This window comes from Lysobacterales bacterium (genome assembly GCA_016721845.1).
Lineage (GTDB): Bacteria > Pseudomonadota > Gammaproteobacteria > Xanthomonadales > Ahniellaceae > JADKHK01.
Genome location: JADKHK010000013.1, coordinates 220,819 through 243,572, shown reverse-complemented (window position 1 = coordinate 243,572; position 22,754 = coordinate 220,819). Strand labels below are relative to the sequence as shown.

The window sequence follows — 22,754 nt, the reverse complement described above, 5'->3', positions numbered from 1 at the left end:
ATGCGGCCATGACGAAACGACTTCAATCGCGCGAGTTCGCACTCGCCTCGGACGACCACGAACGCCTCGCCAACCTTGCCGGTCCGGTCGAGGCGCACCTGCGCCAGATCGAATCACGACTCGGCATCGAGATCGCCCATCGCGGCGCGATTTTCCGGATCAGCGGCAGCATGGCCGCGACCCGGCGCGGCGAGACGGTGATCCGTGCCCTGTTCGATGCGACCGAGGCCACGGCCGTCGGCGAACACGATGTGCATCTCGCGCTGAGCGAAGTCGGTGCCGACCGCATCGCCGAACGCGACGCGCCCGAGGCACAGGTCGTCAGCATCAAGGTCAAACGTGGCCATATCCGCGGCCGCGGCGCCAACCAGCAGCGCTATCTGCACGCGGTCGCCCGCCATGACATCTGCTTCGGCATCGGCCCGGCCGGAACCGGCAAGACTTATCTCGCGGTGGCGAGCGCAGTCGATGCACTCGAGAACAACCGCGTGCAGCGGGTGATCCTGACCCGCCCGGCGGTCGAGGCGGGCGAGAAGCTCGGATTCCTTCCGGGCGACTTGTCCCAGAAAGTCGATCCTTATCTGCGCCCGCTGTATGACGCGCTCTACGAAATGCTCGGCTTCGACCGCGTCGCCAAACTCATCGAACGCAATGTCATCGAGATCGCACCGCTCGCCTACATGCGCGGGCGCACGCTGAACGACGCCTTCGTGATCCTGGACGAGGCGCAGAACACCACGGTCGAGCAGATGAAGATGTTTCTCACCCGCATCGGCTTCGGCTCGGTCGCCGTCATCACCGGCGACGTAACGCAGATCGACCTGCCCAAGCACGTGACCTCGGGCCTGCGTCACGCGATGGAAGTGCTGCGCAAGGTCGACGGCATCAGCTTCACCCTGTTCGAAGCCCGCGACATCGTGCGTCATCCGATCGTGCAGCGCATCGTCATGGCCTACGAAAAGGCCGAGGCCGCCGCGAAGCAGGACAAGACGTGAGTGCGCCTTTGACCCTGCATATCCGCAGCGACGTCGGCTGGAAAGGCCTTCCCGCAGCGCGCTCGTTCCGGCAGTGGATCGAACTCGCGTTGAAGGGCGCGAATCGCCGCCGCGCCGCCGAGGTCAACGTGCTGATCACCGACGCCGACACCGGTCGTGCGCTGAATCGTGATTTCCGCGGCAAGGACTACGCGACCAATGTCCTGTCCTTCCCGACCGACTTGCCGCCCGAAGTGAAGTCGCCGCTGATCGGCGATCTTGCAATCTGCGCACCGGTGGTCTCGCGCGAAGCCGAGGAACAGGGCAAGCGTCTGCGCGACCATTACGCGCACATGGTCATCCATGGCACGCTGCACTTGTTGGGCCATGACCATGTCGACGACCATGACGCCGAGCGAATGGAGGCGCTGGAGACCCGACTTCTGGCCGCGCTCGGCATTGCCGATCCCTACGCCGCCATCGACTGAATCCGGACCACGGAACCCCGCGCCCCATGCATCACGAACACCCGCACGCCGATCTAGATCTCGCCCGCAAACTTGAACGCACCGAAGGCCTGGCCTGTGCCGCAATCGTGCAATCGCGGGCACGACGGAGCCCCACGTCGACCTCGTGCTGGCATGACTTCGGCGGCACCTGCGCGATGTTCGACGGCGCGGGCTCGCCGATGACGCAGGCCTTCGGTTTCGGCGTGTTCGATGATCCGCAGGGCCATGAACTCGATGCGATCCAGGCCTTCTTCCATGGTCATTCGACCAAGTCCGTGCTGGAGATTTCACCGCTGGCGGGGATCGCCACGACGAACGCCTTGCAGCAACGCGACTACCGCATCATCGAGATGAGTTCGGTCCTGTGTCGACCTTCTGCGGGCGGCGTGTCACGGGCACCGACAATGGCGTCGCGCCTGGGCGTACGCGTGATCGACGTACGCGAAACCGAGGTCTGGGCCGGTGTTGCAGCGTCCGGATGGGGCAGCGAATCCGGCGACATCGCACACTTCATCCACGAACTGGGCCGCGCCATCGTACCCGCCGAACGCATGGTCAGTTTCCTCGCCGAACTCGATGGCGAACCGGTCGCCAGTGCCTCGTTGTTCATCGGCGACGGCATGGCCTTGCTTGCTGGCGCCAGCACCGTCCCCAAGGCACGCAACCAGGGGGCACAGACTGCTCTCCTCGCCGCCCGCCTCGATTACGCCGCTTCGCACCACTGTCCGCTCAGCATGATGGCCACCGAACCCGGCAGCGCCTCGCAACGCAACGGCGAACGCCAAGGCTTCCGTATCGCTTATACGCGCATGAAGTGGCGGGAAAGCTGAGATTCAAATGAGACCCTGGTTGCCGATTGCGTCGATCTGTATCGGCCTCTTGTACACGGCGATCCAAGCACTTATGTACGTTCGTCTGGCATCCGTCGGCACCAATCGATTCGTCGCACTCTGGTTGGTCACGAGTTACATCTTCCTCATCGGATTCGATACAACCGAGAAGAAGCGAAGCTTGTCGTTGCTCGTACAGACGCTGCTTGGGTCGTTGGTTGCCGTCGCAGTGACGGCATTGATCGGCGCGACCGCCGAACGGCTCGCGATCGCTGCGTTGGTCGGAACGCTACTCGGGTGCACCGCTGACTTGTGGGCCAAGCACATCGGGTAAAACAAATCGGGCGATCACCGCGCGTCGATGGTCGTGTCGCGCTTCTCGCGTTCGGGCATTTCGCGTTCGCCGTTTTCGATGAACCAGACGTATTCGGCGATGTTGGTGGCGTGGTCGCCGATGCGTTCGATGTTTTTCGCGGCGAACAGCAGGTGGGTACAGGCGCTGATGTTGCGGGCGTCTTCCATCATGTAGGTGAGCAGCGAGCGGAACAGCTGGGTGTATTCGGCATCGAGTTCGGCGTCGCGGGCACGCACCTTCATCGCGCGCTCGGCATTGCGTTCGCGATAGGCAACGAGCGTCTCCGCGACCAATTCCTGTGCGAGCTGCGCCAACGACGCGAGCGCGCGCGTTGCCGCGATCTGCGGCGCATCCTTGAGCGCCAGGGTCCGCTTGGCGACATTCTTGGCATAGTCGCCGATGCGTTCGATGTCGGCGCTGATGCGCAAAGCCGCCATCACCTCGCGCAAGTCACGCGCCATCGGCTGGCGCAGCGCGAGCAGCCGGATCACGTCGTGGCTGACTTCGTGTTCGAGCGTATCGATCTCCGCATCCGCGGCCATCACCGCGCGCGCCGCGTCGATGTCGCGCGCATCCAGCGCCTTCGCCGCCGCGCGCAATTGGGCGCAGGACAGATCGCCCATGCGCGCAATCTCTTCGGTCAGGCGCGCCAGTTCGGCGTCGTAGCTCTTGACGATATGTTCGTTCGGCATCGTGCTGTCCTCGGCCGCGGAATCAGCCGAATCGGCCGGTGATGTAGTCCTCGGTGCGACGCACCGAAGGCTGCGTGAAGATCTGTTCGGTGACGCCATGCTCGACCAGCTCGCCCAGGTACATGAAGGCGGTGAAGTCGGAACAGCGCGCGGCCTGCTGCATGTTGTGGGTGACGATGACGATGGTGAAATCGTTGCGCAGCTCGGCGATCAGCTGCTCGATGCGACCGGTCGCGATCGGATCCAGCGCCGAGGTCGGCTCGTCCAGCAGCAGCACGTCGGGCTTCAACGCGATCGCGCGCGCGATGCACAGGCGTTGCTGCTGGCCACCGGACAGGCCATTCGCGCTCTGCTTCAGCTTGTCCTTGACCTCGTCCCACAAGGCCGCCTGGCGCAAGGCCTGCTCGACGCGATCGGCCATGTCAGCCTTGTTCAATCGCTCGTAATGCTTGATGCCGTAGGCGATGTTGTCGTGGATCGACATCGGGAACGGCACCGGCTTCTGGAACACCATGCCGACCTTGGCACGCAGGCGGTTGACCGAATAGCGTGCGTCGAGAATGTTCTCGCCGTCGAGCAGCACTTCGCCCGAAGCTGACATGCCCGGGTAGATCGAATAGATGCGGTTGAACACCCGCAACAGCGTGCTCTTGCCGCAGCCGCTCGGTCCGATCATCGCGGTGACGCGCTTCTCGGGAATGTCGAGACGCACGTCCTTGAGCGCCTGAAAATCACCGTAGTGGAAATTCAGGCCGCGCACCGACATCTTGGTGGCGCTTGCGGGAAGGACGCCGCGCGCAGCGACGGCCGTGCGGAGATCAGTCATGGGCGACTCGCTTGCGTAGCAGGACCAGGCGCGCGAACAGCGACAGCGCCAGCACGAACACGGTGATCAGGAAGGCGCCGGCCCAGGCCAGCGCGTGCCAGTCTTCGAACGGACTCATCGCGTACTGGAAAATCACCACGGGCGCGCTCGCGATCGGCTCGGACAGATCGGCGCTCCAATACTGGTTGTTCAGCGCCGTGAACAGCAGCGGCGCGGTTTCGCCGCTGATGCGCGCGAGCGCGAGCAGCACGCCGGTGACGATGCCGGGCGCCGCTGCGCGGTACAGGATCTGCAGGGTCACCTTCCACTGGGGAATTCCTAGCGACAGCGCTGCTTCGCGCATCTGCGACGGCACCAGCTTGAGCATGTCGTCGGTGGTGCGCACCACCACCGGCAGCACGATGAAGGCGAGTGCGATCACGCCGGCGAATCCGGAGAAGCCGCCCATCGGGCGCACGACCAGGGTGTAAACGAACAGACCGAGCACGATCGACGGGGCCGACAACAGGATGTCGTTGACAAAGCGGATCGTGCCGCCGATCCAGTGCCGGTTTGCGTATTCGGCGATGTAGGTGCCGGCGGCGATGCCGATCGGCGTCCCGATCGCGGTCGCGAGCAGGCACATCACGATGCTGCCGAACAGCGCGTTCGCGAGCCCGCCGGCCTCGCCCGGCGGCGGTGTCATCTGCGTGAACAACGCGACGTTGAACGCGGCGATACCCTTGCTCAGCGTCGTCCAGAGGATCCAGGCGAGCGCGGCCAACCCGAGCACGGCCGCCGCTGCCGACAACAACAGCGCCACGGCATTGATGATGCGACGTTTCAGGAAGATCAGGTCGGCGCCCATCAGAGGCCCTCCCGCTTCGCCAACTGGCGCAACATCCACTTGGCCAAGGCCAGCACGATGAAGGTGACGACGAACAGCAGGAAGCCGAGTGCGATCAGCGAGGAGCGATAAAGATCGGTATCGGCTTCGGCGAATTCATTGGCGATCGTCGCCGCGATCGAGTTGCCCGGCATCAGCAGCGACGCCGACAGTTCATGCGCGTTTCCGAGCACGAAGGTGACGGCCATGGTCTCGCCCAGCGCGCGCCCGAGCCCGAGAAAGATGCCGCCGATCACGGCCGAACGCGTGTACGGCAGCACCACGTCCCAGACCACTTCCCAACGCGTCGAACCGAGCGCGTAGGCCGATTCCTTCAAGCGGGTCGGCACGGTCAGGAACACGTCGCGCATCACCGAGGAGATGAAGGGCACGACCATGATCGCGAGCACCAGTCCCGCGGTCAGCGTGCCGATGCCGAGCGGCGGACCGGCGAACAAGGAACCGATGATCGGCCATTGCCCGAGGTTTGCGTCGACCCACGGATACACGTGCTCCGCCAGCATCGGCACGAATACGAACAGACCCCACATGCCATAGATGATCGACGGGATGCCGGCGAGCAATTCGATGGCGGTGCCGACCGGCGTACGCAGCCACGATGGCGCGACCTCGGTCAGGAACAACGCGATGCCGAAGCTCACCGGCACCGCGATCAACATCGCGATCGACGCCGTCACCAGCGTGCCGTAGATCGCCACCCAGGCGCCGAACTGCTGGCCGATCGGGTCCCAGTTGCTGCTGGTGATGAAGTCGAGGCCGAATGCGACGAGCGCTTCGCGTCCGCCCCAGAGCATCGACAAGGCCGCACCACCGAGCGCCAGCAACACAAACAGCCCCGCGCCCGCCAACAGCCAGCGGAAGAATCGGTCCTGGCGCGTGTCGCGGACGGCGCGCCGTTCGGCAGCAGCGATCAGTGCTTCCTGCATGGCGTCAGAACTTCAACGCCTGTGTCCAGTGCGCCTTGGCCTGCTCCTGCACCTTGGCGGGCAAGGAAACGTAATGCAGCGCACTGGCCTGAGCGGCACCATTGGCAAACACCCAGTCGAAATAGGCGAGCGCAGCCCTGGCATTCTCGGCATTCTTGGGCTGCTTGTTCATCATCACGAACACGGTTGCAGCGATCGGCCAGGCCTTCGCGCCCGGCGCATTGGTGATGACCAGATTGAAATCCCGGGCCTGGTCCCAGGCGGCACTGTCGGCCGCAGCCTGGAAGCTTTCCTCGTTCGGCGCGACGAATTCGCCGGCGACATTCTGCATCACGGCGTAGCTCATCTTGCTCTGCAATGCGTAGGTCAGCTCGACATAGCCGATGCCACCCTTGATCTGCTTCACATAGGCCGCCACGCCTTCATTGCCCTTGCCGCCGATGCCGACCGGCCAGCGCACGGTAATGCCCTCGCCCGCCCTGGCCTTCCACTCGGCATTGACCTTGGACAGGTAGTTCGTGAAATTGAACGTGGTGCCGGATCCATCGGAACGATGCACGACCGTGATCGCCTGGTCGGGCAGGGTCACGCCGGGATTCAGTGCGGCGATGGCCGGATCGTTCCAGCGCTTGATCTTGCCGAGGAAGATGTCGGCCAAGACCGTGCCATTGAAACGAAGGCCACCCGGTGCCACGCCCGCGACGTTGACGACCGGCACCACGCCGCCGATCACCAGCGGGAACTGCACGAGGCCGGCGGCATCCAGTTCAGCGGTATCGAGCGGCTTGTCCGAAGCGCCGAAATCGACGGTTCTGGCCTTGATCTGCGCAATACCACCGCCCGAGCCGATGGCCTGATAGTTGATCTTGGTCTGAGTCGCCGCACGATAGTCGGCCGACCACTTCGCCATGACCGGATAGACGAAGGTGGAACCGGCACCGATGACATCGGCCGCCGGCGCGATGCCGCAGGCACTGAATGCCAGTGCGGCGACGAGGAACTTGCTCTTGAGCGAAGGCAGCATGATGTCGGTCCTCAGAACATGAACTGGAAGCGGGCGGTGACGAGGTTCGGGTCATCGGAGACCCCGTTTTTCTCGCTGCTCACCGCGGTGTAGTCGAGCGCCAGCTTGAAGTTCGAGCGCCAGTACCAGTTGGCGCCGACCGTCCAGTTCTGTTCCTCGCCACCAAGCACGCTGCCGTCGTCGAGGTCGATCGACGAATAGCGCAGGCCGAGTTCGAGCGCACCCTTGCCGGGATCGTTCGGCACCGGATAGTCGAACTTGCCCTGCTTGTAGGTCTTGGCTTCGCCGGTGACGAACCAGGTGCCATAGACGTAGTAGCCATCGGCGCTGTAATCGTCGAGACCGGCACCGCGTGACACGTCGGCGCGGATGTACTCGCCCTGCACGGCCCACGGTCCCTTCGAATAGGCGGCTTCCAGACCGATCTGGTTGTTGCGCTCGGCATTCGCAATGTTGCCGGTGTCGACCAGGCGGAAGTTCGCGAGATCGGCCTCGGGGCGCGTCGAGAAGCGCGCGACATTCTTGGACTGTTCCTGCGACGACACGGCGACGCCGAAGTGCAGGGTTTCCTCGAGTTCGTAGAGCGGCGCATAGGTCGCACGCACGACCACGCCCGTGCCCTTGCCACCGTTGTTGGTCAGTTCGCGATCATAGACGCCCGCCGATGCGGTCCAGTTGCTGCCGAACTGCATGTATTCGACACCGAGCCTACGGCCGATCGTGAAGGCATTCGGCAGTGCGCGCGAGACGAAGTCGATGCTCTTGGTCGAGATCAATTCTTCCATGTTCATGTTCTGCTTGAACTGGCCGACGCGGAACTGTCCGCCGGGGCCGACCATGAACTTGGCGTAGACGTCGAGCCACTTGTCGGCGCGCGGGTCGTAGCCGACGAAGAACTCGGTGTTCTTCTCGTTCTTCAGGCGGAAGATGATCTCGGCGCGGCGGAATTCGGCATCGTCGACGAAGTCCCTCACGTCATCGTCGAACCGGTTGTAATCGGTCTGCAATACGCCGTCGACAAAGGCGTCGTATTCGCCGATGCGGTCGAACTGGTACTCGGCGTGGGCCGGCAGGGACAACGCGCTGGCAATCGCCAGGACAGACAAACGACGAGCATGTGACATGGCGGCGACCCTTCGATGACGGATGGGCGCGCACTCTATTGCCGGTATTTGACTGCTTTATGACAACCCGCCGGATTTGTTGCGGGGGCGTTGCAATGCCGTGATCGCCGTTACACCGGCGCCGCGCCGTCCGGGAGGGAGAAATCCCCTCGTTCCGCTTCATCCGCCTCACTTGGCCGGAACGATTCGAGCACTTGGTCGGCGTCGAGGGACTGGACTTCCGGCACCCAGACCGAGACGTAGCCGGGAAGGAGGCCGAAGCTGCCGGTCAGGTCCTCGCCGTGGATTTCCGCGGGAATGCCATCGTCGCAGAGCCGGTCGCGCACCAGATGGGCGTCGATCAGGTTCTCCGCGACGTAGACGCAGCGCATGGGCGTCTACTGATCCATCAATTCGACGCCATCCAGCCCCTGCGACAGCGAATGGGCGTCGCCGCCCTGGGCCAGCTTGATGCGCAAGCGCACTTCGTTCGCCGAATCGGCGTGACGCAAGGCATCCTCGTAGGAGATTTCGCCGGCCTGGTACAACTCGAACAGGCTCTGGTCGAAGGTGCGCATGCCGAGGTTGGTCGACTCCTTCATCACTTCCTTGATCTTGTGGATCTCGCCGTCGCGGATGTAATCCTGCACCAGCGGCGTGCCGAGCAGAACCTCCATCGCCGCGCGGCGCTGCTTGCCATCCGGCGTGGGCACCAGCTGCTGTGCGACCACGCCCTTCAGGTTCAGCGACAAGTCCATCAACAACTGCGGGCGACGGTCTTCCGGGAAGAAGTGCAGCACGCGATCCAATGCCTGGTTGGCGTTGTTGGCATGCAGGGTGCAGAGGCAGAGGTGTCCGGTTTCGGCGAACGCGATCGCGTGCTCCATGGTCTCGCGGGTACGCACTTCGCCGATCAGGATGACGTCGGGCGCCTGGCGCAAGGTGTTCTTCAGCGCATTTTCCCAGGAATCGGTATCGATGCCGACTTCGCGCTGGGTGATGATGCAGCCCTCGTGCTTGTGCACGAATTCGATCGGGTCCTCGATCGTGATGATGTGGCCGGTCGAATTCTGGTTGCGATAACCGATCATCGCCGCCAACGACGTCGATTTGCCGGTGCCGGTTGCGCCGACAAACATGATCAAGCCGCGCTTGGTCATCGCCAGCGTCTTCACGACCGGTGGCAGGCCCAGTTCCTCGACGCCCGGAATGCGCGTCTCGATGCGACGCAGCACCATGCCCACCTGGTTGCGCTGGTAGAAGCAACTGACGCGGAATCGGCCGACACCCTGCAGCGAGATCGCGAACTGGCATTCGTGGGTCTTTTCGAACTCCTCGCGCTGCGAGGGGGTCATCACGTTCAGCACCATGTCGCGGCAGGCCTGCGGCGACAGCGGTGCCTGGGTCACCGGCGCAATGCGCCCGTTGACCTTCATCGACGGTGGAATGCCGGCGGTGATGAACAGGTCCGAGCCCTTCTTGTGGACCATCAATTTCAGGAACGAGGTGAAGTCCACACTACTCATGTTGTTTCTCCGGGCCGGATCGGGGAAGGCTGCATCGATCCGGCATCACTCGAACAGCTTCTTGTCCTTGGCATAACTCGACGCCTGGGTGCGCGTGATCAGGCCGCGTTTCACCAGGTCCTGCAGGCACTGGTCGAGGGTCTGCATGCCGACGGCGGCTCCGGTCTGGATCGACGAATACATCTGCGCGACCTTGTCCTCGCGGATCAGGTTGCGGATGGCAGGAATGCCGACCATGATTTCGTGCGCGGCCACGCGGCCGCCACCGACCTTCTTCAGCAGCGACTGCGAGATCACCGCGCGCAGCGACTCCGACAGCATCGAGCGCACCATCGGTTTTTCACCGGCAGGGAACACGTCGATGATGCGATCGACGGTCTTCGCCGCCGAGGACGTATGCAGCGTCCCGAACACCAGATGTCCGGTTTCCGCGGCGGTCAGTGCCAGGCGGATGGTTTCCATGTCGCGCATTTCGCCGACCAGGATGTAGTCCGGGTCTTCGCGCAAGGCCGAACGCAAGGCTTCGTTGAACCCGTGGGTATCACGATGGACTTCGCGCTGGTTGATCAGGCATTTCTGCGACTGATGCACGAATTCGATCGGATCCTCGATGGTGAGGATGTGGCCGTATTCGTTCTTGTTGATGTGATCGACCATGCCGGCCAGAGTCGTCGACTTGCCGGATCCGGTCGGACCGGTGACCAGCACCAGGCCCTGCGGCACGTCGATCAGCTCCTTGAACACTTTCGGCGCGTTCAGGTCTTCCAGCGTCAGGATCTGGCTCGGAATGGTACGGAACACCGCACCGGCGCCGCGATTCTGATTGAAGGCATTGACGCGGAAGCGCGCCAGCCCTGGGATCTCGAACGAGAAATCGGTCTCGAGGAATTCTTCGTAGTCGCGCCGCTGCTTGTCCGACATGATGTCGTAGACCAGCGAATGCACGGCCTTGTGGTCAAGCGCCGGGATGTTGATGCGACGGACATCGCCATCCACCCGGATCATCGGCGGCAGGCCTGCAGACAAATGCAGATCGGACGCTTTGTTCTTGACCGAAAATGCGAGTAGCTCTGCGATATCCATGCGGCTCTCCGGTGCGAGACGTAAACTTGGACCGACTATAGCCCTTTTTGCGGGCCTGCAAAACGCGCCTCGAGCGGAACCATGACCGACCTCCAAGAACGATTCCAGCGTACTCGAACGGCCCTTGATGCCGCGACCGGCACCCGCGCCGTCCGCCTGCTCGCCGTCAGCAAGACTCAGCCGGCCGAATCGGTGCGTGCGATGGCCGCGCTGGGCCAGCGCGCATTCGGAGAAAACTATGTGCAGGAAGCGCTGACCAAGCAGCGTGACCTCGCCGACCTCGACCTGGAGTGGCATCTGATCGGCCCCCTGCAGTCGAACAAGTGCAAGGACGCCGCGGCGCACTTTGATTGGGTACAGAGCATCGACCGTGACAAACTGATTCCGCTGCTGGCGACATTTCGTCCGCCCGATCGGGCGCCGCTCAACCTGCTGGTGCAAGTGAACATCGACGCTGAAGCCGGCAAATCCGGCTGCGCACCGGCGATGGTCGACGCGCTCGCCGACGCCATCGCCGCCCAGCCGCGGCTTCGCCTTCGTGGCCTGATGGCGATACCGAAGCCCGCCGAAGACCCGACACAACGCCGGGCCACGTTCCGCCGCATGCGCGTCCTTTTCGATGCCCTGAAGCAGCGCCATGCCGACATCGATACCTTGTCGATGGGCATGTCCGACGACTTCACGCTCGCCATCGCGGAAGGCGCCAACCTGGTTCGGATAGGATCGGCCCTCTTCGGTCCACGTGGATGACGACATGACAACCTTGGCATTCATCGGCGGCGGCAACATGGCGCGCGCCCTGATCGGTGGACTAATCGCGCGCGGCAGCGACCCGCGCAGCATGCACGTGGCCGAGCCGGTGGAAGCGGCGCGTTACAGCCTCGCCGCCGAGTTCGGGGTGTCGGTGCATGCCGACAATCGCGATGCGGTGCGCGACGCCGAGATCATCGTGCTCGCCGTCAAACCCCAGGTCATGGCCACGGTGTGTCGCGACCTCGCCGATCAGGTCGCTGTGCGCAATCCGTTGCTGATGTCGATCGCCGCCGGCATCCAGCTGCAGAACTTCCACGGCTGGTTCAAGCCGGGTGCGCGCGTCGTGCGCTGCATGCCGAACACGCCGGCGCTGGTCGGCGCCGGGGTGACCGGTCTGTTTGCCGATTCCCGCGTCGACGCCTCCGCTCGATCGCGGGCCGAGGCGATCATGGCTGCGGCCGGTGCCACGGTCTGGATCGACGACGAAACCCTGATGGACGCGGTGACGGCGGTGTCGGGGAGCGGCCCGGCCTATTTCTTCCTGTTGATGGAGAGCCTGATTGCTGCGGCCGAACGGCAGGGACTCTCCGCGACCGCCGCCCGCACCCTGGTCCTGAATACCGCGCTGGGTGCCGCGCGCATGGCGAACGAAGACGGCAGCGACGATCCGGCCACGCTGCGCCAGCGGGTGACGTCGCCCGGCGGCACCACGCAGGCTGCGCTGGACTGCTTCGAAGCCGGCGGATTCCGCGATCTGGTGGATGCCGCCGTCGTTCGCGCCACGGAACGCGGGCGCGAGCTCTCGACCCAGTTCGGAGCCTGAGCATGGGCCATCTCGCCAACGCCGGCGCCTTGATCGTCCAGGCCCTGTTCGGCCTGGTCATCGGGCTGTTCTTCTTCCGCCTGCTGATGCAGGGCCTGCGCGTCGATTTCCGCAACCCGCTGTCGCAGTTCGTCTACAAACTCACCAATCCGGTGCTGATCCCGATCCAGAAGGCGCTGCCGGTGGTGCGCGGCTGGAATCTCGCTGCCCTGCTCATCACCTTTCTGCTGACCCTGATTGAAACCTGGCTGCTGTATCGCCTGGCCGGCCTCGGCCTGCCCGTGCCGGCCCTGCTGGTGATCGCACTGGCGATGCTGATCCAGTTCGCGGCGACCGCCCTGCTCTGGATGATCATCGTCCGCGCCGTCCTGAGTTTCGTTTCACCCGACCCCTACAATCCGGTCGTGCAGATGTTGTACCGGCTCAGCGACCCGATCCTGAAACCGTTCCAGAAGCTCATCCCGCCGATCGGCGGGCTCGACCTCTCGCCGATCTTCGTCGTGCTGGCGCTGCAACTGGTGCGCATGCTGATCGCGGCGCCGCTGGCCGAATTCGGGCTGACCATGACCGGCATCGGACTCTGACATGACCGAAATCCTCGCCATCCGCCATGCCCAGGCCTCCTTCGACGCCGATGACTACGACCAGTTGTCGACCCTGGGCGAAGATCAGGCGCTACGCCTCGGGCGCTGGCTCGCCGCTGATCACGACATCGGCTTCGATGCCGTCGTCGTCGGCGCGATGCGGCGCCATCAGCAGACCCTGGCCGGCATCGAACAGGGCTTCGCCGAAGCCGGCCGACCGCTGCCCGAGGCGGAGATCGACCCCGGTTTCAACGAATTCGATCACGGCGCGGTGCTATCGGCATTTCTCGCCACGCACCCGCAACATCGCCCGATCGACCGCGAGGCCATGCCCGGCCCGCGCGATCGCATGCAGGTCGCGCGCTACCTGCTGGCGGCGCTGCGGCACTGGGCCAGCGGTGCGATGGAATCGCAACTCGACGAAGGCTGGTTCGGATTCCGTGCCCGCGTCGCTGCCGCGATGGCGCGCCTGACCGAGCGCCATCATGGCCGCGAACGCGTGCTGCTGGTCACCTCCGGCGGCGTGGTCGCGCAACTGGCGCAACGGGCGCTGGAGGTGCCGGATGCGCGTTCGGTGGATCTGAACATCGCCATCCGCAATTCCGCGATCAGCGAATTCGTGGTGTTCGACGGTGGCGTGCGCCTGCTCGGCTTCAACCAGTTGCCGCATCTGTCGGCACCCGGCGAACGCAAGCTCTGGACCCACTTCTGAGGTGATGCATGGCGCTGTCGCCGTTGTTTCCGTTTTCCGAACGCGCGCATGCCCTGCATGCCGAACTCGATCGATTCGTGCGCGAGCGCGTGTTGCCGGCCGAGGCCGACTTCGACGCGCACATCGAGCAACCCGGCCAGCGCTGGACGATTCCGCCGATCATCGAAGCACTGAAGACCGAAGCGAAGCAGCGCGGCCTGTGGAACCTGTTCCTGCCCGACCCGCAGCTCGGTGCCGGCCTGTCGAATCTTGACTACGCACCACTCGCGGAGCTGAGCGGGCAGTCCTTGATCGCGCCGGAAACGATCAACTGCAACGCGCCCGACACCGGCAACATGGAAGTGCTGCACCACTACGGGTCGCCTGAACAGCAGAGGCGCTGGCTGAAACCGCTGCTCGACGGACACACGCGCTCGGCGTTTGCGATGACCGAACCGGAGGTGGCTTCGAGTGATGCCACCAATATCGCGACCCGAATCGAGCGCGATGGCAATCACTACGTGGTGACCGGACGCAAGTGGTGGATCACCGGCGCGATGGACCCGCGCCTCGACTTCTTCATCGTGATGGGCGTGACCAATCCGGAGGCCGAACCGCATCGCCGTCACAGTCAGATCATCGTGCCGAAGTCGACCCCGGGCGTGGTCGTGGTGCGGCCACTGCATCTGTTCGGTTTCGATGATGCGCCGAATGGCCACGCCGAAGTGCGCTTCGATGGCGCGCGCGTGCCGCTCGATCACCTGATCGCCGGCGAGGGCCGTGGCTTCGAGATCGCACAGGGGCGTCTGGGCCCCGGTCGCATCCACCACTGCATGCGCCTGATCGGCCTGGCGCAACGTGCGCTCGACGCGATGGTGGCGCGTGCGCGAACCCGCATCGCCTTCCATCGTCCGCTTGCCGAACAGGGCATGGTCCGCGAAGCGATCGCGCTCAGTCGCTGCGACATCGAACAGGCGCGCCTGCTCACGCTCGCCGCAGCGCAGAAACTCGACGTCGGCGGTGCCCGCGGTGCCAAGGACGAGATCGGCATGATCAAGATCGTCGCGCCGCGCATGGCCCAGCGCGTCATCGACCGCGCGATCCAGGTCCACGGCGCGCTCGGCGTATCCGAAGATTCATTCCTGTCGAAGGCCTACGCCGGCGCGCGTGCGCTCAGCCTCGCCGACGGCCCCGACGAAGTACACCTCACCGCGTTGGCGAAATCGATGGTGGGCGCGCGATGAGCGACCTGCCCCTCGATGCCTTGTCCGCCTGGTGCGACACGCATGTACGCGATTTCCGGGGGCCGGTGACGGCGACGAAGTTCAAGGGCGGGCAATCGAATCCAACCTATCGGCTAGAAGCAGCGTCGGGCACGTATGTGCTGCGACGCAAGCCGTTCGGCCAATTGCTGCCGGGCGCCCATGCCGTCGACCGCGAATTTCGGGTGCTGAGCGCACTGCATGGCCATGGCGTGCCGGTCGCGAAGCCGCTGGCCTTGTGCACCGATGAATCGGTGATCGGCGCGGTGTTCTACGTGATGGCGCATGTCGATGGGCGCATATTCTGGGATCCGTCCCTGCCCGACATCGGTGCGGATCAGCGCGCCGCGTATTACGACGAGATCACGCGCGTACTCGCAGCACTGCACGATATCGACGTCGGTGCGGTCGGACTCGGCGATTTCGGCAAGCCCGGCAGTTATTTCGAGCGCCAGATCGCGACCTGGAGCAAGCAGTATCGCGCCAGCGAAACCCATCGCATCGATGCGATGGAGACGCTCATTGAGCGGCTGCCCGCGCGCTGTCCGCAGGACGATGGTCGGGTTGCGCTGGTGCACGGCGACTTCCGCATCGACAACCTGATCTGGCACCCGGTCGAGCCACGCATCCTCGCCATCGTCGACTGGGAACTGGCCACGCTCGGGCATCCGCTCGCCGACCTCGGCTACTTCTGCATGGCCCTGCGCCTGCCGCGCAATCCGGCACTGCCCGGCCTCGCGGGACTGGACCGCGTCGCACTCGGCATTCCCGACGAAGCGGGCTTGATCGAGCGTTACCAGCATCAGGGCCATCGCAGCAGCATCGGCGATTGGCCCTTCGTGCTGGCGTTCGCGTTTTTTCGCCTGGCGGCGATCGCACAAGGGGTCGCGAAACGTGCGCAACAGGGCAATGCTTCGAACGAACGTGCGGCCGAGGCCGGTGCGATGACGGCCTTGCTGGCGAACATGGGTGCGGACGCGCTGGCACAAACGGGTTCTTCGTAAGGCCGGACTCTGGAACCGGCGCGGCCGAATCCCCCGGCGGGATCAGCCGCTGGCGCCGAACAGCAGTCCGGCCGCCGCGGTGACACCCATCGCGAGTGCTCCCCAGCCCATGACGCGCACCGTGCCTACCCACGGCTTGGCGCCGCCCGCAATGCCGGCAAGCGCACCGAGTCCACCCAGGCACACCATGGAGATTGCCGAGACGGCGGCGACCGACACGCGATCCGGCCCCAGCACGACGGGCAGCAGCGGCAGCGCAGCGCCCACGGCAAAGGTCAGCGCGGAAGCGAATGCCGCCTGTACCGGGCGCGCCGTCGCCATCTCGGAAATCCCGAGTTCGTCGCGCGCATGGGCACCCAGCGCATCGTGCGCCATCAACTGATCGGCCACCTGTTTCGCCAATTCCGGGTCCAGACCGCGCTGCTGGTAAATGCCGGCCAGTTCGACGCGCTCGTGAACATCATCGGTCGCGAGTTCCTGGCGCTCACGTTCGAGATCGGCCCGCTCGGTATCGGCCTGCGAACTGACCGAGACGTATTCGCCAGCGGCCATCGACATCGCGCCGGCCACCAGGCCCGCGGTTCCCGCGACCATCACTTCGCGCATCGAACCACCGGCACTGGCGACGCCGACGACCAGACTCGCCGTGGACACGATGCCGTCGTTGGCGCCGAGGACTGCGGCGCGCAGCCAGCCAATGCGATCGGTGCGATGACGTTCGACATGCTTGCTGCGCATTGCGTACTCCTGATCAACGTCACCGATGCTCGCACATCGCGACGCGGGCGATTGCCTCGTGCACCGCGTACAGGCCATCGGTCAATGCCGCCGGACCCGGTTGCAGGATGAGTGGCGACTTGATTTCGACCAGTGCGCCGGATCGCACCGCGGGCACATCGGCCCAGCCGGGGCGCGCGGCCACGAGATCGGGTCGAAACTTCTTGCCACACCAGGAGCCGAGCACCAGTTCCGGTGCCCGCCGGAGGATCTCGTCGTCGTTGGCGAGAATGCGCTGCCGAGCCAGCGGTTCCGCGGCCAGCTCGGGAAAAATGTCGTCGCCTCCGGCAATCCGTACCAGTTCGGCCACCCACTGGATGCCGCTGATCCGCGGCTCGTCCCATTCCTCGACATACACGCGCGGCCGCTTCGGCCAAGCCGCGGTCTGGGCACGGATACGTTCGATGCCGGCATCGATGTCGGCGAGATAGGCGCGCGCCTTGTCCACCGCGCCCACCATCGCACCGAGGCGCAGGATGTAGGCGCGAATGCCTTCGACCGAGCGATGGTTGCTGATCCAGACTTCGATGCCGGCCTTGATCAGGGCCTGCGCGATATCGGCCTGGATATCGGAGAATCCGATCGCGAGGTCCGGCTTGAGGTCGAGGATGCGTTCGATCTTCGCGCTCAGGAACGCCGATACCTTCGGTTTCTCGCGCCGCGCACGCGGCGGCCGCACCGTGAAGCCGGAAATGCCGACGATGCGGTCCTGTTCGCCGAGGGCATAGAGCACCTCGGTCGGTTCCTCGGTCAGGCAGACGATGCGCTCGGGATATCGAACGGTCACGGATACAGCAGTCGGTAATGCCAGGCGCCGTCGCGCCATTCGTGGCGATGCCGCTCGTGCAGCCGGAAGCGCACGCCGAACCAGAACTCGATCAGGTCGGGCCTGACGCAGCGGCCCGACCAATGCGGCGGCCGCGGCACCGGTGCGTTCGCGTAACGCTGTTCGACTTCGGCAAATCGTTGCTCGAAGGTGGCGCGGTCGGGCAAGGTCTGCGACTGCAAGGACGCCCAGGCGCCGAGCTGGCTCTCGCGGGGACGCGTCGCGAAATAGGCGTCTGCGGCCTCGTCGGTCACCGGTTCGACCTGACCTTCGACGCGGACCTGCACGCCGTCGCGGAGTCGCTTCCAGTGGAAACACAGTGCCGCGCGCGGATGCGCCCGCAGTTGTCGGCCCTTGTCGCTGTCGAGATTCGTGTAAAACGTGAAACCCCGCGAATCCAGTCCTTTCAGCAGCACGATGCGCGACGACACGCGGCCGTCGGACTGCGTCGTCGCCAGGTTCATCGCATTCGCATCGGACTCACCCGCGGCCTCGGCTTCGGCCATCAGGCGCTGGAAGGTGGACAGCAATTCGTCGGACAACATCATCGGCACTCCAATGCCGGAGTGCCGAGGCGATCCGGCCGATCAGGACAAGGGCATCACTTCGCCGGTTCGAGGCGGTAACCGTGCTGGTAGACGGCGCTCAGCATCCAGCCGCTCTCGCCGGTCAGCAGCATCTTCTTGCGCAGACGGCTGACGTGGGTGTCGACGGTGCGCGTGTTCACGTCACCGCCAAGGTTCCAGACGTTTTCCAGCAGCGCGGCACGACTGACGATGCGGCCATGACGACGGAACAGGTAGGAAGCGAGATCGAATTCGCGGTCGGTGAGGTCGATCAATTCGCCATTCAGGCTGACCGAGCGCTTGTCGAGGTCGAACTTGTAGGGCAGGACTTCCTCGACCCAGCCACCGCCACCGCCCGTCGGCGTGTTGGCGACGCCACTGCGGCGCAGGACGGTCTGGATGCGCGCGATCAGCTCCGAGGCCTTGGCCGGCTTGACGACGTAATCATCGGCGCCCGCCTTCAATCCGGAGACGATGTCTTCTTCGGCCGTGCGCGCGGTCAGGAAGATCACCGGCAGACGGGCATGCGCCGACTGGCGCAACCACTCCAGCAGATCCAGCCCGGAACCTTCGCCGAGGTTCCAGTCGAGCAGCAGCAAATCGATCGATTCCGCACCGAGCCGGCGCCGGAAATCCTTCACTTCGGCGTAGGCGCGCACCAGAAAACCGGCCTGTTCGAGCCAGGCGCGATACAGATCGGCCTGATCGCGGTCGTCTTCCAGCAGTCCTACTACTACGGCTTCGTTGGCCATTCCTGTTCCTTGTCCGCGACTGGGCGGCATCTGTCGCAAACAACTGTTGCGAACCTGCCGCAACAATAAGTCAGGCGCGCCGGAATGAAAAGCCGCGCAACACGGCCGATGACGCGAACAGCGACGTCCGCGTCGTCGGCCGTGGACCTCATTCGACCAGGAAACTGATGCGCAGGTTGACGCGCCACTCGACGACCTTGCCGTCGTCGCCGGTCACGACCTTGATGTCGCTGACCCATGCACCCTTGATGCCCTTGACCGTCTTCGCGACCTTTTTCAGGCCGGACTGGACGGCATCCTCGATACCCTTGCTGGACGATGCGGTGACTTCGATGACTTTCGCGATATTGGTCGCCATGGGATTCCTCGCCGTGATGGGATTGTGCGGATGCACCTGTCGAGTCTACCCCCTGTGTTCGCGCCGATGTCACCGCAACAGCGCGTCGTAACCGGTGAGGTAGTCGGGATAGTCGAAGCGGAATCCGGTGCCGCGCAGGCGACCGTTGTCGACCCGCTTGTTCTCCGCCGGAACCGGTCCCGCGACGCGAGCCAGACGCGGCCATTGCAGACGGTCGGCCAGCCAGTCCAGCACGTCGGGCTGCGGCGCGTTGCAATCGTCGACCAGGTTGAAGGTGCCGGCAGCCGACTGCGTGATCAGATGGCTTGCGGCTGCGGCGGCGTCGTCGACATGGATGCGGTTGCTGTACAGCGGTGGCTCCGACACCGGCAGCGGCTCGCCGGAACGCACCCGCCGCAGCAACATCTCGCGCCCGGGGCCGTAGAGTCCGCCAAGGCGCAGCACCAGGGCGTCGCGACCACAGGACCGGGCCAGCCCCTCAGCCTCCAGCAGGACGCGGCCATTGAACTCGCGCGGACGGCACTCGGCCGACTCGTCGACCCGGGCGCCGCCGTGGTCGCCATACACCGCCGTGCTGGAGACGAAAACCAGTCGGCGCGCGCCGGGAACGGCATCGAGCAAATGACGCAGGGCATCGACATAGACCGCCCGATAGGCGGCCTCGTCGCGGATTGCGGGCGCCAGACAGTGCACCAGCACGTCGAAGGCATCGGGCAGCCGAACCGCGACGGGCTGGGTCAGGTCGAGCGCGATCAGGTCGGGTTCGTCCGGACGCGGACGCCGTGCGATCGACACCACGGATGCACCGGCCTCGCGCAGGCGGGCCGCGATCCGGCGCCCCAGATCGCCGCTGCCGGCGATCAGCACGCGCGGCAGGGACATCGATTCAGGCCACGGCCGGCGTCATCGGCGCCGACGGCGGCGGGCGGTCGCGACGCTCGGGACGCGGCAGGTAGCGCAGCCAGATCAGCCAGACCACGAGGGCGTCGAGGATGATCAGTGCCTGCCACAGGTAGAGATGAAACCAGTCGAACCACAGGCGATGGCATTCCTGCCCGGGCAAGCACTTCGCGGTTTCCCATTCGCCGAGGTAGAACAGGCTGACGATCCGCACGATATTCAGGCTCTGGATCGCGAGGAAACCGAGACCGAAGCCGACGAATCGATGTCGCCAAGGTGCCGGGAACGCGAAGATCGCAGCGAACAGGATGATCACCGCCTCGACGCCGTTGCAACCGCGTTCAATCGACACGCCCCAGGCCACCGAGGTGCTCTGGATGACATTGCCGTAGGTTTTCACCGAATCATCGAACAGGCGGATCAGCCAGGTCGAGAACGTCGCCAGGCTTTCGGTGAACGGCAGGATGACGTGCTTTTCGACCGGACCCAGCACTTCCAGCGTGAACAGGACGAGGAGCAGAACGAGGAACAGGATCGAGAAGCGCAGCATGCCGGGAACGCGAAGGAATCGAAGTCGCCGATGCTAGCATCCCGACATGAATCCTTCGCCGAATCTGTTCCTGATCGGGCCGATGGGCGCAGGCAAGAGCACGATCGGCCGGCGTCTCGCCGCCCATTTCGCCCTGCCCTTCGTCGACCTCGACGAAGAGATCGAACGCCGCAACGGCGTCAGCGTCGCGTTGATCTTCGAACTCGAGGGCGAAACCGGATTCCGGCAGCGCGAATCACGCCTGATCGAGGAACTGACGCATCGCGATGGCGTGGTGCTCGCCACCGGCGGCGGCGCGGTGCTCGCGGAATCCAACCGCAGCCTGCTTCATGCCCACGGTTACGTGCTCTACCTGTCGGCCAGCGTGCCGCAGCAACTCACGCGACTGGCCCGTGATGCCAAGCGTCCGCTGCTGCGGGCACCGGACCGACGCGAGCGCCTGGAAGCCATGGCGCAATTGCGCAATCCGCTGTACGAGGAGATCGCCGACATGACCGTCACCGGTTCGAATTCAGCGGTCGCGCAGGCGGCGCGCCAGATCGCCGCGCGCCTGGAAATGCAGTGGCAGCGCGCGGGAGTCGCGGCATGAAGCGGGTCGTCGACGTGCAACTCGGCGCGCGCAGTTATCCGGTCACGATTGCCCCCGGCCTGCTCGACGATCCCGAGGCGATCAAGGCCACGGTGGCGGGTCGCCACGTGCTGGTCGTGAGCAACGAGGTGGTCGCGCCACTCGCGCTCGATCGCGTGCGTCAGGCACTGTCGGCGCGCAGCCTGGCGAGCCTGGTGCTGCCCGATGGCGAAGTGCAGAAATCGCTCGTCAATGCCGATCGGGTTTTCTCCGCGCTGGCGAAGATCGGAGCCAGCCGCGATGCCACACTCATCGCGCTGGGCGGTGGCGTGATCGGCGACCTCACCGGGTTCGCGGCGGCGCTGTGGATGCGCGGCGTGCCCTTCGTGCAGATTCCGACGACCTTGCTGGCCATGGTCGATTCCTCGGTCGGCGGCAAGACCGCGGTGAACCTGGCGCAGGGCAAGAACCTGGTCGGCGCCTTCCATCAGCCGCGCGCCGTGCTGATCGATCCCGCCGTGCTGGCCACCCTGCCCAAGCGCGAGCTGCGTGCGGGATTCGCCGAAGTGGTGAAGTACGGCGCGATCGGCGACCACGCCTTTTTCGGCTGGCTCGAACATCACGCCGAAGCACTGCTGATGCTGAAATCAGACAGTACCGTCGAAGCGATCGAGCGCAGCGTGCGCCACAAGGCCGGCGTGGTCGCGCGCGACGAACGCGAGGATGGCGAGCGGGCACTGCTGAACTTCGGACACACGTTCGGCCACGCCATCGAGACCCTGGGTGAATACCGCGGACTCAATCATGGCGAGGCCGTCGCAGTCGGCATGGTGCTGGCGGCGGAACTTTCGGCACGAATCGGCATGGCCAGCAGCGCCGATCTGGATCGCCTGAATGACTTGCTGGTCCGGCTCGGACTGCCGACGCGCATTCCGCACGGCTATCCCGCCGACAAGCTGCTCGATGCGATGCGCCTCGACAAGAAGGCCGTCAGCGGCCAGTTGCGATTGATTCTGTGGCGCGGCATCGGTCGCGCCGAGATCATCGCGTCGGTGCCGGATGCGAAGATCCTGGAAACCCTGAGAGCGGGCGGGGCCGGTTGAGCCTGCAAGCGGAGCGTGCGCTCGGGCTCACTCGACCGTAATCGTGACCGGTTCCGACATCACCGGCGGATCATGCGGCCGATGCAGGTGATCGCCGAGCAGCAGGCGCAGCGTGTGTTTGCCGGGCGCGAGCGTCAGCGCGACTTCGGTCTGGCCGCCGCCGAAATGGCGATGCTGGGCATCGTTGGGGATGGCCTCGCCGGCCTTGGGCAGGGTGTCGACGTCGATCAGCAGGTGATGATGCCCGGTATTCGCCTGGGCGATGCCGGCGGGGGCGACGCCCATGCCACGCAGGCCGAAACGCACGGTCACCTCGCCTTTCACCGTCGCACCATCGGCCGGGGCAATGATGTAGGCGCTGGCGCCGGCCGGGGCCGGCGTGGGTGCAGGCGCGTCGTCCGCGAAGGCGGTCGCCGACAGCAGGACCAGACTTGAAAGCAGCAAACGCATGATCATCTCCAGTCGATGGTGACGCGGTCATCATAGTCCCAACTCTGTCACGA

The 22,754-nt window shown here is 64.9% G+C and carries 29 protein-coding genes; 12 read left to right on the top strand and 17 right to left on the bottom strand.

What is annotated here, in order from left to right:
• The first annotated feature begins 8 nt into the window (after nt 1-8).
• The 4 genes from IPP28_08470 to IPP28_08455 are packed head-to-tail and all read left to right on the top strand — an operon-like array spanning nt 9 to nt 2,647.
• The gene (locus tag IPP28_08470; protein ID MBL0041061.1) at nt 9-995 is read left to right on the top strand and encodes a PhoH family protein; all 987 of its coding nucleotides are present in this window, start codon (nt 9-11) and stop codon (nt 993-995) included.
• On the top strand, nt 992-1,462 hold the full coding sequence (gene ybeY / locus IPP28_08465) for an rRNA maturation RNase YbeY (GenBank protein MBL0041060.1): 471 nt from the start codon (nt 992-994) through the stop codon (nt 1,460-1,462). Before IPP28_08470 ends, ybeY begins: the two co-directional genes overlap by 4 nt.
• 26 nt (nt 1,463-1,488) lie before the next feature.
• Nucleotides 1,489-2,313, top strand: coding sequence for a GNAT family N-acetyltransferase (locus IPP28_08460; GenBank protein MBL0041059.1), 825 nt, complete (start codon nt 1,489-1,491; stop codon nt 2,311-2,313).
• Between the two features lie 7 nt (nt 2,314-2,320).
• Nucleotides 2,321-2,647 carry a hypothetical protein gene (locus tag IPP28_08455; GenBank protein ID MBL0041058.1) on the top strand — a complete coding sequence of 109 codons (327 nt, stop codon included), beginning with the start codon at nt 2,321-2,323 and terminating at the stop codon, nt 2,645-2,647.
• Nucleotides 2,648-2,661: 14 nt separating this feature from the next.
• Here IPP28_08455 and phoU read toward each other — a convergent pair whose 3' ends face one another.
• From phoU to IPP28_08410, 9 genes are all read right to left on the bottom strand, one after another.
• A complete protein-coding gene (phoU, locus tag IPP28_08450; protein ID MBL0041057.1) occupies nt 2,662-3,360 on the bottom strand; it encodes a phosphate signaling complex protein PhoU in 699 nt (232 codons plus the stop codon).
• A gap of 22 nt (nt 3,361-3,382) precedes the next feature.
• Nucleotides 3,383-4,186 carry a phosphate ABC transporter ATP-binding protein PstB gene (gene pstB, locus IPP28_08445; GenBank protein MBL0041056.1) on the bottom strand — a complete coding sequence of 268 codons (804 nt, stop codon included), beginning with the start codon at nt 4,184-4,186 and terminating at the stop codon, nt 3,383-3,385.
• Nucleotides 4,179-5,033 carry a phosphate ABC transporter permease PstA gene (gene pstA, locus IPP28_08440; protein MBL0041055.1) on the bottom strand — a complete coding sequence of 285 codons (855 nt, stop codon included), beginning with the start codon at nt 5,031-5,033 and terminating at the stop codon, nt 4,179-4,181. Before pstA ends, pstB begins: the two co-directional genes overlap by 8 nt.
• Complete coding sequence (gene pstC, locus IPP28_08435; protein ID MBL0041054.1) at nt 5,033-5,998, bottom strand: phosphate ABC transporter permease subunit PstC; 966 nt, start codon at nt 5,996-5,998, stop codon at nt 5,033-5,035. Before pstC ends, pstA begins: the two co-directional genes overlap by 1 nt.
• Nucleotides 5,999-6,002: 4 nt before the next feature.
• On the bottom strand, nt 6,003-7,022 hold the full coding sequence (gene pstS, locus IPP28_08430) for a phosphate ABC transporter substrate-binding protein PstS (GenBank protein MBL0041053.1): 1,020 nt from the start codon (nt 7,020-7,022) through the stop codon (nt 6,003-6,005).
• Between the two features lie 11 nt (nt 7,023-7,033).
• Nucleotides 7,034-8,146, bottom strand: coding sequence for a porin (locus IPP28_08425; GenBank protein ID MBL0041052.1), 1,113 nt, complete (start codon nt 8,144-8,146; stop codon nt 7,034-7,036).
• A 110-nt stretch (nt 8,147-8,256) separates the two neighbouring features.
• Nucleotides 8,257-8,517: a DUF2007 domain-containing protein gene (locus tag IPP28_08420; GenBank protein MBL0041051.1), complete on the bottom strand. Its 261-nt coding sequence runs from the start codon at nt 8,515-8,517 to the stop codon at nt 8,257-8,259.
• Nucleotides 8,518-8,523: 6 nt separating this feature from the next.
• Nucleotides 8,524-9,651: a PilT/PilU family type 4a pilus ATPase gene (locus tag IPP28_08415; protein ID MBL0041050.1), complete on the bottom strand. Its 1,128-nt coding sequence runs from the start codon at nt 9,649-9,651 to the stop codon at nt 8,524-8,526.
• A 45-nt stretch (nt 9,652-9,696) separates the two neighbouring features.
• Complete coding sequence (locus tag IPP28_08410) at nt 9,697-10,734, bottom strand: type IV pilus twitching motility protein PilT (GenBank protein MBL0041049.1); 1,038 nt, start codon at nt 10,732-10,734, stop codon at nt 9,697-9,699.
• Nucleotides 10,735-10,815: 81 nt separating this feature from the next.
• On the opposite strand from IPP28_08410, the gene IPP28_08405 reads away from it, so the two are divergent.
• The 6 genes from IPP28_08405 to IPP28_08380 are packed head-to-tail and all read left to right on the top strand — an operon-like array spanning nt 10,816 to nt 15,851.
• Nucleotides 10,816-11,484, top strand: coding sequence for a YggS family pyridoxal phosphate-dependent enzyme (locus IPP28_08405; protein ID MBL0041048.1), 669 nt, complete (start codon nt 10,816-10,818; stop codon nt 11,482-11,484).
• A gap of 4 nt (nt 11,485-11,488) precedes the next feature.
• The gene (locus IPP28_08400) at nt 11,489-12,310 is read left to right on the top strand and encodes a pyrroline-5-carboxylate reductase (protein MBL0041047.1); all 822 of its coding nucleotides are present in this window, start codon (nt 11,489-11,491) and stop codon (nt 12,308-12,310) included.
• A gap of 2 nt (nt 12,311-12,312) precedes the next feature.
• Nucleotides 12,313-12,894: a YggT family protein gene (locus IPP28_08395; protein ID MBL0041046.1), complete on the top strand. Its 582-nt coding sequence runs from the start codon at nt 12,313-12,315 to the stop codon at nt 12,892-12,894.
• A 1-nt stretch (nt 12,895) separates the two neighbouring features.
• Nucleotides 12,896-13,606 carry a histidine phosphatase family protein gene (locus IPP28_08390; GenBank protein ID MBL0041045.1) on the top strand — a complete coding sequence of 237 codons (711 nt, stop codon included), beginning with the start codon at nt 12,896-12,898 and terminating at the stop codon, nt 13,604-13,606.
• Nucleotides 13,607-13,614: 8 nt separating this feature from the next.
• Nucleotides 13,615-14,829: an acyl-CoA dehydrogenase family protein gene (locus IPP28_08385; GenBank protein MBL0041044.1), complete on the top strand. Its 1,215-nt coding sequence runs from the start codon at nt 13,615-13,617 to the stop codon at nt 14,827-14,829.
• On the top strand, nt 14,826-15,851 hold the full coding sequence (locus tag IPP28_08380; protein MBL0041043.1) for a phosphotransferase family protein: 1,026 nt from the start codon (nt 14,826-14,828) through the stop codon (nt 15,849-15,851). The genes IPP28_08385 and IPP28_08380 overlap by 4 nt, the downstream gene beginning before the upstream one ends.
• Before the next feature lie 42 nt (nt 15,852-15,893).
• Here the strand turns inward: IPP28_08380 and IPP28_08375 are convergent, their stop codons facing one another.
• The 7 genes from IPP28_08375 to xrtH form a co-directional block, all read right to left on the bottom strand.
• Entirely contained in the window at nt 15,894-16,589 is a 696-nt protein-coding gene (locus IPP28_08375; protein MBL0041042.1) for a VIT family protein, read from the bottom strand.
• A gap of 19 nt (nt 16,590-16,608) precedes the next feature.
• Nucleotides 16,609-17,454, bottom strand: a complete 846-nt coding sequence (locus IPP28_08370; protein MBL0041041.1) for an ABC transporter substrate-binding protein — start codon at nt 17,452-17,454, stop codon at nt 16,609-16,611.
• Nucleotides 17,412-17,999, bottom strand: coding sequence for a pyridoxamine 5'-phosphate oxidase (gene pdxH / locus IPP28_08365; protein MBL0041040.1), 588 nt, complete (start codon nt 17,997-17,999; stop codon nt 17,412-17,414). The genes IPP28_08370 and pdxH overlap by 43 nt, the downstream gene beginning before the upstream one ends.
• A gap of 56 nt (nt 18,000-18,055) precedes the next feature.
• Complete coding sequence (locus IPP28_08360; protein ID MBL0041039.1) at nt 18,056-18,745, bottom strand: response regulator transcription factor; 690 nt, start codon at nt 18,743-18,745, stop codon at nt 18,056-18,058.
• A gap of 175 nt (nt 18,746-18,920) precedes the next feature.
• Entirely contained in the window at nt 18,921-19,130 is a 210-nt protein-coding gene (locus tag IPP28_08355; GenBank protein MBL0041038.1) for a dodecin domain-containing protein, read from the bottom strand.
• A gap of 69 nt (nt 19,131-19,199) precedes the next feature.
• Nucleotides 19,200-20,012: an NAD-dependent epimerase/dehydratase family protein gene (locus IPP28_08350; protein MBL0041037.1), complete on the bottom strand. Its 813-nt coding sequence runs from the start codon at nt 20,010-20,012 to the stop codon at nt 19,200-19,202.
• A gap of 4 nt (nt 20,013-20,016) precedes the next feature.
• Nucleotides 20,017-20,580: an exosortase H gene (gene xrtH / locus IPP28_08345; protein MBL0041036.1), complete on the bottom strand. Its 564-nt coding sequence runs from the start codon at nt 20,578-20,580 to the stop codon at nt 20,017-20,019.
• 46 nt (nt 20,581-20,626) lie between these two features.
• Between xrtH and aroK the strand changes: the two genes are divergently transcribed.
• Both aroK and aroB read left to right on the top strand, forming a co-directional pair.
• Nucleotides 20,627-21,169 (top strand): shikimate kinase AroK, encoded by a 543-nt coding sequence (gene aroK, locus IPP28_08340; protein MBL0041035.1) that lies wholly within the window; start codon nt 20,627-20,629, stop codon nt 21,167-21,169.
• Nucleotides 21,166-22,251 carry a 3-dehydroquinate synthase gene (gene aroB, locus IPP28_08335; GenBank protein ID MBL0041034.1) on the top strand — a complete coding sequence of 362 codons (1,086 nt, stop codon included), beginning with the start codon at nt 21,166-21,168 and terminating at the stop codon, nt 22,249-22,251. The genes aroK and aroB overlap by 4 nt, the downstream gene beginning before the upstream one ends.
• Before the next feature lie 27 nt (nt 22,252-22,278).
• Here aroB and IPP28_08330 read toward each other — a convergent pair whose 3' ends face one another.
• Nucleotides 22,279-22,704 carry a DUF4399 domain-containing protein gene (locus IPP28_08330; protein MBL0041033.1) on the bottom strand — a complete coding sequence of 142 codons (426 nt, stop codon included), beginning with the start codon at nt 22,702-22,704 and terminating at the stop codon, nt 22,279-22,281.
• Between the last annotated feature and the right edge of the window lie 50 nt (nt 22,705-22,754).

What these genes read in the sequence shown, in the direction of transcription:
- IPP28_08370 (MBL0041041.1), bottom strand. Translation starts at nt 17,454, where the DNA reads ATGGCGCGACGGCGCCTGGCATTACCGACTGCTGTATCCGTGACCGTT.
- xrtH (MBL0041036.1), bottom strand. Translation starts at nt 20,580, where the DNA reads ATGCTGCGCTTCTCGATCCTGTTCCTCGTTCTGCTCCTCGTCCTGTTC.
- IPP28_08405 (MBL0041048.1), top strand. Translation starts at nt 10,816, where the DNA reads ATGACCGACCTCCAAGAACGATTCCAGCGTACTCGAACGGCCCTTGAT.
- IPP28_08380 (MBL0041043.1), top strand. Translation starts at nt 14,826, where the DNA reads ATGAGCGACCTGCCCCTCGATGCCTTGTCCGCCTGGTGCGACACGCAT.
- IPP28_08395 (MBL0041046.1), top strand. Translation starts at nt 12,313, where the DNA reads ATGGGCCATCTCGCCAACGCCGGCGCCTTGATCGTCCAGGCCCTGTTC.
- IPP28_08415 (MBL0041050.1), bottom strand. Translation starts at nt 9,651, where the DNA reads ATGAGTAGTGTGGACTTCACCTCGTTCCTGAAATTGATGGTCCACAAG.
- IPP28_08460 (MBL0041059.1), top strand. Translation starts at nt 1,489, where the DNA reads ATGCATCACGAACACCCGCACGCCGATCTAGATCTCGCCCGCAAACTT.
- IPP28_08410 (MBL0041049.1), bottom strand. Translation starts at nt 10,734, where the DNA reads ATGGATATCGCAGAGCTACTCGCATTTTCGGTCAAGAACAAAGCGTCC.
- IPP28_08400 (MBL0041047.1), top strand. Translation starts at nt 11,489, where the DNA reads ATGACAACCTTGGCATTCATCGGCGGCGGCAACATGGCGCGCGCCCTG.
- IPP28_08420 (MBL0041051.1), bottom strand. Translation starts at nt 8,517, where the DNA reads ATGCGCTGCGTCTACGTCGCGGAGAACCTGATCGACGCCCATCTGGTG.
- IPP28_08350 (MBL0041037.1), bottom strand. Translation starts at nt 20,012, where the DNA reads ATGTCCCTGCCGCGCGTGCTGATCGCCGGCAGCGGCGATCTGGGGCGC.
- pstC (MBL0041054.1), bottom strand. Translation starts at nt 5,998, where the DNA reads ATGCAGGAAGCACTGATCGCTGCTGCCGAACGGCGCGCCGTCCGCGAC.
- IPP28_08375 (MBL0041042.1), bottom strand. Translation starts at nt 16,589, where the DNA reads ATGCGCAGCAAGCATGTCGAACGTCATCGCACCGATCGCATTGGCTGG.
- pstS (MBL0041053.1), bottom strand. Translation starts at nt 7,022, where the DNA reads ATGCTGCCTTCGCTCAAGAGCAAGTTCCTCGTCGCCGCACTGGCATTC.
- phoU (MBL0041057.1), bottom strand. Translation starts at nt 3,360, where the DNA reads ATGCCGAACGAACATATCGTCAAGAGCTACGACGCCGAACTGGCGCGC.
- IPP28_08390 (MBL0041045.1), top strand. Translation starts at nt 12,896, where the DNA reads ATGACCGAAATCCTCGCCATCCGCCATGCCCAGGCCTCCTTCGACGCC.
- IPP28_08355 (MBL0041038.1), bottom strand. Translation starts at nt 19,130, where the DNA reads ATGGCGACCAATATCGCGAAAGTCATCGAAGTCACCGCATCGTCCAGC.
- IPP28_08425 (MBL0041052.1), bottom strand. Translation starts at nt 8,146, where the DNA reads ATGTCACATGCTCGTCGTTTGTCTGTCCTGGCGATTGCCAGCGCGTTG.
- IPP28_08470 (MBL0041061.1), top strand. Translation starts at nt 9, where the DNA reads ATGACGAAACGACTTCAATCGCGCGAGTTCGCACTCGCCTCGGACGAC.
- IPP28_08385 (MBL0041044.1), top strand. Translation starts at nt 13,615, where the DNA reads ATGGCGCTGTCGCCGTTGTTTCCGTTTTCCGAACGCGCGCATGCCCTG.
- aroK (MBL0041035.1), top strand. Translation starts at nt 20,627, where the DNA reads ATGAATCCTTCGCCGAATCTGTTCCTGATCGGGCCGATGGGCGCAGGC.
- pstA (MBL0041055.1), bottom strand. Translation starts at nt 5,033, where the DNA reads ATGGGCGCCGACCTGATCTTCCTGAAACGTCGCATCATCAATGCCGTG.
- aroB (MBL0041034.1), top strand. Translation starts at nt 21,166, where the DNA reads ATGAAGCGGGTCGTCGACGTGCAACTCGGCGCGCGCAGTTATCCGGTC.
- pdxH (MBL0041040.1), bottom strand. Translation starts at nt 17,999, where the DNA reads ATGTTGTCCGACGAATTGCTGTCCACCTTCCAGCGCCTGATGGCCGAA.
- IPP28_08455 (MBL0041058.1), top strand. Translation starts at nt 2,321, where the DNA reads ATGAGACCCTGGTTGCCGATTGCGTCGATCTGTATCGGCCTCTTGTAC.
- pstB (MBL0041056.1), bottom strand. Translation starts at nt 4,186, where the DNA reads ATGACTGATCTCCGCACGGCCGTCGCTGCGCGCGGCGTCCTTCCCGCA.